At 56.9% G+C, this 5,955-nt stretch carries 7 protein-coding genes, 1 tRNA gene and 1 rRNA gene; 7 read left to right on the top strand and 2 right to left on the bottom strand.

Annotated elements, in window-relative coordinates:
• The coding region (locus HMPREF3055_RS09320) for a hypothetical protein (RefSeq protein WP_210399371.1) at positions 1-204 on the bottom strand (204 nt) is incomplete at its 3' end.
• Between the two features lie 442 nt (positions 205-646).
• Between HMPREF3055_RS09320 and HMPREF3055_RS01125 the strand changes: the two genes are divergently transcribed.
• The 6 genes from HMPREF3055_RS01125 to rrf all read left to right on the top strand — a co-directional run bounded on the left by HMPREF3055_RS01125 (position 647) and on the right by rrf (position 4,366).
• Positions 647-1,873 carry an inorganic phosphate transporter gene (locus HMPREF3055_RS01125; RefSeq protein ID WP_070737433.1) on the top strand — a complete coding sequence of 409 codons (1,227 nt, stop codon included), beginning with the start codon at positions 647-649 and terminating at the stop codon, positions 1,871-1,873.
• 14 nt (positions 1,874-1,887) lie between these two features.
• On the top strand, positions 1,888-2,181 hold the full coding sequence (locus HMPREF3055_RS01120) for a hypothetical protein (RefSeq protein WP_070737430.1): 294 nt from the start codon (positions 1,888-1,890) through the stop codon (positions 2,179-2,181).
• A gap of 50 nt (positions 2,182-2,231) precedes the next feature.
• Positions 2,232-2,684: a DUF3349 domain-containing protein gene (locus HMPREF3055_RS01115; protein ID WP_070737427.1), complete on the top strand. Its 453-nt coding sequence runs from the start codon at positions 2,232-2,234 to the stop codon at positions 2,682-2,684.
• A 204-nt stretch (positions 2,685-2,888) separates the two neighbouring features.
• The gene (locus HMPREF3055_RS01110) at positions 2,889-4,082 is read left to right on the top strand and encodes an acetamidase (protein WP_070737424.1); all 1,194 of its coding nucleotides are present in this window, start codon (positions 2,889-2,891) and stop codon (positions 4,080-4,082) included.
• Positions 4,083-4,173: 91 nt separating this feature from the next.
• Positions 4,174-4,246, top strand: a tRNA-Ala gene (locus HMPREF3055_RS01105).
• A gap of 3 nt (positions 4,247-4,249) precedes the next feature.
• A 5S ribosomal RNA gene (gene rrf / locus HMPREF3055_RS01100) occupies positions 4,250-4,366 on the top strand.
• Positions 4,367-4,653: 287 nt separating this feature from the next.
• Here the strand turns inward: rrf and HMPREF3055_RS01095 are convergent.
• On the bottom strand, positions 4,654-4,989 hold the full coding sequence (locus tag HMPREF3055_RS01095) for a hypothetical protein (protein WP_049345994.1): 336 nt from the start codon (positions 4,987-4,989) through the stop codon (positions 4,654-4,656).
• 173 nt (positions 4,990-5,162) lie between these two features.
• Between HMPREF3055_RS01095 and HMPREF3055_RS01090 the strand changes: the two genes are divergently transcribed.
• A complete protein-coding gene (locus HMPREF3055_RS01090) occupies positions 5,163-5,690 on the top strand; it encodes a peptidylprolyl isomerase (protein WP_049352247.1) in 528 nt (175 codons plus the stop codon).
• The last annotated feature ends 265 nt before the right edge of the window (positions 5,691-5,955 follow it).

Raw genomic sequence — 5,955 nt, 5'->3', positions numbered from 1 at the left:
GCGCCGATGGTACTGCACTTTTGTGGGTGTGGGAGAGTAGGTCATCGCCGGTTTATTTTTGAAGAAGACCCCGTATCGAAAGATACGGGGTCTTTTGTTGTATTCGCTGATGCGAGTGGCAGATTCGGCATGGGCGCCTCGTGAAGCTGGCGTATTGTGCGCGCTACGAATTGGCAGCTGGGGCTGTTCCTTCTCGACGCTCAAGCGTGCGCCGCTATAGAAAACCAGCTACCGCAGAGAACTTGTGCCGCCGAAACCCCAGTACTGTAACCCCAGTGCCGCAAAAACCCACAGGGGCATCCTGTACGGGTAGCTTGGTGATCCAAATGAGGTCTGAATAATAAAGGTGTGTCACAAAAAGAAAGCTGGGAGGTTCCTGAAAGTGAACACTTGGTGAACACACTTTAGGCTCTTGATGGATATAATCACCCTTCTCCCCCGCACTCTCGCATAAGCCACATAAACCAACTTAAGCATTCCGATGGGTGCACCCTTTTTTCCGCGGAATATCGGGAGAGTTTCCCCTGAAATATGGGCTCTATAGTAAAACCCTCACGGAAACCCGCTCAATACTGTGGGTTTATCTGTTATTTCGTGTTAATTCGGAATACTTTAGATTTCGCGAAAACCGACAGATAATTTTCTTGTGACTACAGAACTCATTATTCTCGTGATCGTGGTGCTGACCGCGCTCGCCTTCGACTTTACGAATGGCTTCCACGACACCGGCAATGCGATGGCAACCTCCATCGCCACCGGTGCGCTGAAGCCTAAGACCGCCGTGGCGCTGTCTGCGTCCCTGAACCTCGTTGGCGCGTTCCTCTCTGTTGAGGTGGCGCGTTCGGTCGGTAGCGGCATCGTGAACCTGGACCGTATCGATGTAACAACGGACGGTCCGGCATTGATGCTCATCGTCTTTACCGGTCTGGTGGGCGGTATCCTCTGGAATGTTTTGACCTGGCTTCTGGGTCTTCCCTCATCCTCGTCGCACGCTCTGTTTGGTGGCCTGATTGGTTCGGCTATTGTCGCGATCGGCTTTGACGGCGTGCAGTGGATGGGCGTTCTGTCCAAGATTATTGTTCCCGCGGTCCTCTCCCCCGTTATTGCGGCTATTGTGGCGGCAACCGGCACCTGGCTGGTCTACCGTATTGCTGCTCCGGTGGCTGATGATCGTAAGCACGGCGGCTTCCGCAAGGGACAGGTTGCAACCGCGTCCCTGATGTCTCTGGCGCACGGTACCAACGACGCGCAGAAGACCATGGGCGTGATCTTCCTGGCTCTGGTTGCTTCGGGCACTCTGAGCAACGATGACGCAATCCCCTTCTGGGTGAAGGCTTCCTGTGCGCTCGCGATTGCTCTGGGTACTTACCTGGGCGGTTGGCGTATTATCCGTACCCTCGGTAAGGGCATCGTCGAGGTGGATACCCCGCAGGGTGTTGCTGCTGACGGCGCATCCGCTGCGATTATTCTGACCTCGTCCCACTTCGGTATGGCGCTGTCCACCACTCACGTGGCATCCGGTTCGATTCTGGGTAGTGGTCTGGGTCGTAAGGGTGCTGAGGTTCGCTGGTCTGTTGCTGGCCGCATGGTGGTTGCTTGGCTGATTACCCTGCCGGCTGCCGCTATTGTGGGTGCTCTGACCTGGCTGATTGGTCACGGCCTGAACGCTCTGACCGGCACCCAGTTTGTTGGCGAAATGACCGTGTTCGCTCTGCTGGTGATCTTCTGCTTCCTGATGTGGCGTCATTCCCAGAAGGACAACATTGACGCTTCGAACGTGACTGGCGACTGGGATGAAAAGGAAGGCGCTGCAGTCACCAGCGCTGACGCATCCGCAGATCAGATTCTTGCTACTGAGAAGGCAGGTTCGTAGCCGTGGAATATCTGATGGACATTGTGAACAAGGTTATTCCGGTGCTGATTGCCGGTTTGTTCTTCGGTGCGGGCCTTCCGGCGCTGTATGCGTTCGGTCTGCGTCTGCTGGCTGGTCGTACCGAGTACACTGCGGACGGCAAGCTCGTTGAAATTGAGCCTCCGGGAACGGTGGCGAAGATTGCCGCGTCCTGCATTTTTGCTATTATCGTAGCAATCGTAATCATCGGTATTCTCTGGGTCGCTAAGGACTTTATCGACCACACTTTCGGCTGGAATATCTTCGGCGTAACCGGTGGAGGCCACTAATCCCGTGAACACTAAATTGCATATGATGACTGCTTCGAAGGAGGGGCTCGATGCCTGATAAGAGCATAATCTCTCGAGTAATCGACTGGCTGAGCGTCGGGTATCCCAAGGATGTTCCGGTGCAGGACCGCGCGGCAGTGATGGCTATTTTGAAGATGCGTCTGACCGATGAGCAGCTGCAGGAAGTTGTTCGCCAGCTCATGCAGTCTCGTGCTGCTCGTGGCGAGGCATACGTGAGTGACCAGCGCATTAACGAGTACATTCGTCGAGTGGTGGATCATACCCCGACCCCGCAGGATATTGACCGCGTCGCTAAGATTCTGGGTGCGCACGGCTTCCTGATTGCGGAGAACCATGTGAATGAGGACGCTGAGCCTACGGCTGGCGGTACCGAGTACGTGACCTATGATGATCCGACGACCGGCGAGATTCGTATCGCCGAGTTGGCTGCTGAGTCGGCTAATATTCCGGCTCCGAACGCTACTGCTGCGCAGGACGACTAAATAGCCTGCGGTGAGAGTTGAGAACTCTCATGAAGCTTGTGACCTATGGGGTGGACTGAAGTCCACCCCATAGGTTTTCTTTATGCCCTTCGAATGCTGCGCCGCGGGTTGTCGGCATGTGCATAGGTGCGGGCGGTATCCTAGAGAGACTCACTCCCTCAAACTAATGGCGGGCTTTGTGCTCGCCCTAAAACTGGAGAATCTGTGTCTTCTTCACCTACTCCTGAACCCGAAAACTCTCACCTTACGTCCACTCAAGAACCCTCTCAGGGCGTTTCTGAGGCGGCACCCGTCGCCGCTGAGGAATCCTCCGCTAAGAGCTCTTCAATCCGTGTAGATGCCGCTAAAGAGGCTATTGCCGAGCAGGCGCGCCGCCTCGTGGTTCCTCGCCGTTCCCTGCTTCTGACCGGTGGCGTGATTGCTGCCGCCGGGGTGCTTGCCGCGATGCCGCAGATTGCCGCCACCGGTGTTCTGGGTGAGGACGCTGCGGTGGTGGTTTCAAACGAGAAGCTGTTGGCGCGCCGTGAGCGTCTGGTTCGCGAGAATATTGATACCCGCTACCTGAAGATTGAGTCGCTGGGGCGTATCTATGTGGGTCAGGGGCGTACTGAGCAGGATCTGCGTCTGGTGGGTTCTTTCTCCCTCACGGAGGCGGCGCAGGCTGATTTGGCGGCGGCTGCTACGGCGCTGACGAATCTGTCCGTTTACGGCTCTTTGCACCGGCTGAGTGTCACCTATGGCGGCGTGGACTCGGCGAATGACCCGCAGAACGTTGCTAACACCGCTACGGATGCGCCGGTGGGCCCGCTGCGCGTCAATGATTCGGCAACTCTGAAGGAAGAGCAGTGGCTGAAGGTGCTGACCGCTAACGCGGCGCTGGGTACTAATGCGAGCTACGCTCAGGTGAGTCTGCTGGCGGATGAGCTGCGCCTGAACGCCGTTGTGATTGATGAGAACTATGAGTCCCTGCTGAAGCGCTTCCGTGCGCTGGCTGAGCTGGATCTGAAGAACGAGCAGGTGCAGCAGATTCACCTGAATATTCAGTTGGCTCCGGATAAGGCGCTGACCCTGCCCTCGGGTGCGCAGTCGAAGATCTCGGTGAGCGTTGCGGAGTCTTCACGTGTGGCAACGGTGGCTGATGTGCTGTCGAAGGCTGCCACGAAGAAGGAGCTGAACACTTTGGCCTCGTTCTCGCTGGTGTGGAATGCTCGTGAGAAGTACCCCTCGGCGAGCCAGTGGGATGCGTTCAAGCTGGGCTTCAAGGCGCCGGAATCGAAGGAGGAGTCTGCGAAGGAGGCGCAACGCACTGCGGTTCGTAAGTACCTGCAGGAAGTTAGTGGCCCCCTGCAGGCTCTGACGAAGCGTGAGGCAACAGTGCCGGGTGAGGTTATTACCTAAACCCCTCAGTAATGTGATGGGTCTAACTAAAAAAATGTGCCTGGGGATTTGGTGAAGCCACAAAAGGTGTTATAGACTAGTAGAGTACCGCGGGGGCGTGGCGCAATTGGTAGCGCATCTGCTTTGCAAGCAGAGGGTTAGGGGTTCGAGTCCCCTCGCCTCCACTTTCCGGTGATTATAGCAAGAGGGAAACGCCTGGCTCCATTCCGAACCCAGAAGCTAAGACTCTTAGCGCCGATGGTACTGCACTTTTGTGGGTGTGGGAGAGTAGGTCATCGCCGGTTTATTTTTGAACCGAGAACCCCATGTCGAAAGACATGGGGTTCTTTGTATATCCGGGTATGTTAGGGGAAATACCGCAGGGTGCACCCGGGGAGATTCAGTGCTCTATCTTTAGCTCCTCCTCTCGCCCCTGTCCCCCCTAAAAAACAAACACCCCGAAAAAATAAACTAATAGCCGCCCGCCAGAGCATTACACTCTAGCGGGCGGCTATCTCTCATAAAGCGCTCCCTCACGCCGCCAGCGGCGCCTCAGAAAGCCTTAGAGAAAAAGATACGGGGAACCCCACGCTTATGCGTTCTTCCAGGGATCCTCCACGGGACGAGCTGCGTTGTAAGCTGCTGCGCCTGCAACACCCAGAGCAACCAGCAGGCCCAGGAATGCCAGGCCCTTACGGGGGCGCTTGCCGCCGTTACGCTCAATACGAGCCAGTTCCTTCTCAGCGGCGCGAACGGTCTTCGCGGTAGCCTTACGAGCCTTCTTCAGAGCCTTCTTGTTGCCGGTCAGCTTCTCAGCGAACATCTCAGCGGTCTTGCCTTCCAGCGCGGACTCAACAGCAGCCAGGGAAGAGACAACAGCCTGAGCCTTAGCAGCCTTGCGTGCCTTGCGCTTCTTGCAGCAGAACATGGGGTGACCTCCATCGGTTGAAATGCGCCAGCGGCCAGAAAACGCCGCAGCGCGCGTAGTGTTCACCTCTCAGGATATTCAATTCCCGCCCAAAAAGCCCGCCCAACGGTGCGCCCGGGGCGAAAAAACATGTTAGATGGCGAATGAGCGCCGCCCCGTGCCACAATAGAGCCATGACTAATGCAACTGCTAAGGCAACTATCCACACCAACTACGGTGACATCGTCGTCGAGCTCTTCGGCAACCACGCACCGCTGACTGTTGAGAACTTCATCGGCCTCGCTGACGGCTCCCGTCAGTGGAAGCACCCCCGCACCGGTGAAATCATGAACACCCCCCTGTACAAGGACGTCGTGTTCCACCGCATCATCAAGGACTTCATGATTCAGGGTGGCGACCCCCTGGGCATGGGCGTTGGCGGCCCCGGCTACCAGTTCAAGGACGAGATTCACCCCGAGCTCTCCTTCTCCAAGCCCTACCTGCTGGCAATGGCTAACGCAGGCCCCGGCACCAACGGTTCTCAGTTCTTCATCACCACCGTTGAGACCCCCTGGCTGAACGGCCGCCACACCATCTTCGGTGAGGTCACCGACGAGGCATCCAAGAAGGTTGTTGACGCTATTGAGAGCGTTGAGACCGGCTTCCAGGACCGCCCGGTCAAGGACGTTGTCATCTCCTCGATCGACATCGAAAAGCTCTAATAAACCCCATCAGAAAGCTCATACGAGCATTCTGCTGAAGGTGTTGAGAAAACACGTATAGTTCAGGGGCCCGCCAGGATTCTTCCGGTGGGCCCCTGCGCTTATATGCCCGCGCGCGCCATCCCCCGCACACCACCCCGGTTGATCCGGTACACAACCCCTGGAGGTTCAGTGGAGAACTTTCCCAACTACGCAGGCTACGGGCAGACCCCTACCGTCTGCGTCAACCACCCCAACCGCGTTAGCTACGCCCAGTGTGGGCGCT

It is taken from the genome of Rothia sp. HMSC061C12 (assembly GCF_001815755.1).
Lineage (GTDB): Bacteria > Actinomycetota > Actinomycetes > Actinomycetales > Micrococcaceae > Rothia > Rothia mucilaginosa.
The sequence above is the reverse complement of the archived record's forward strand: the minus strand, read 5'-3'. Positions and strand labels throughout refer to the sequence as shown.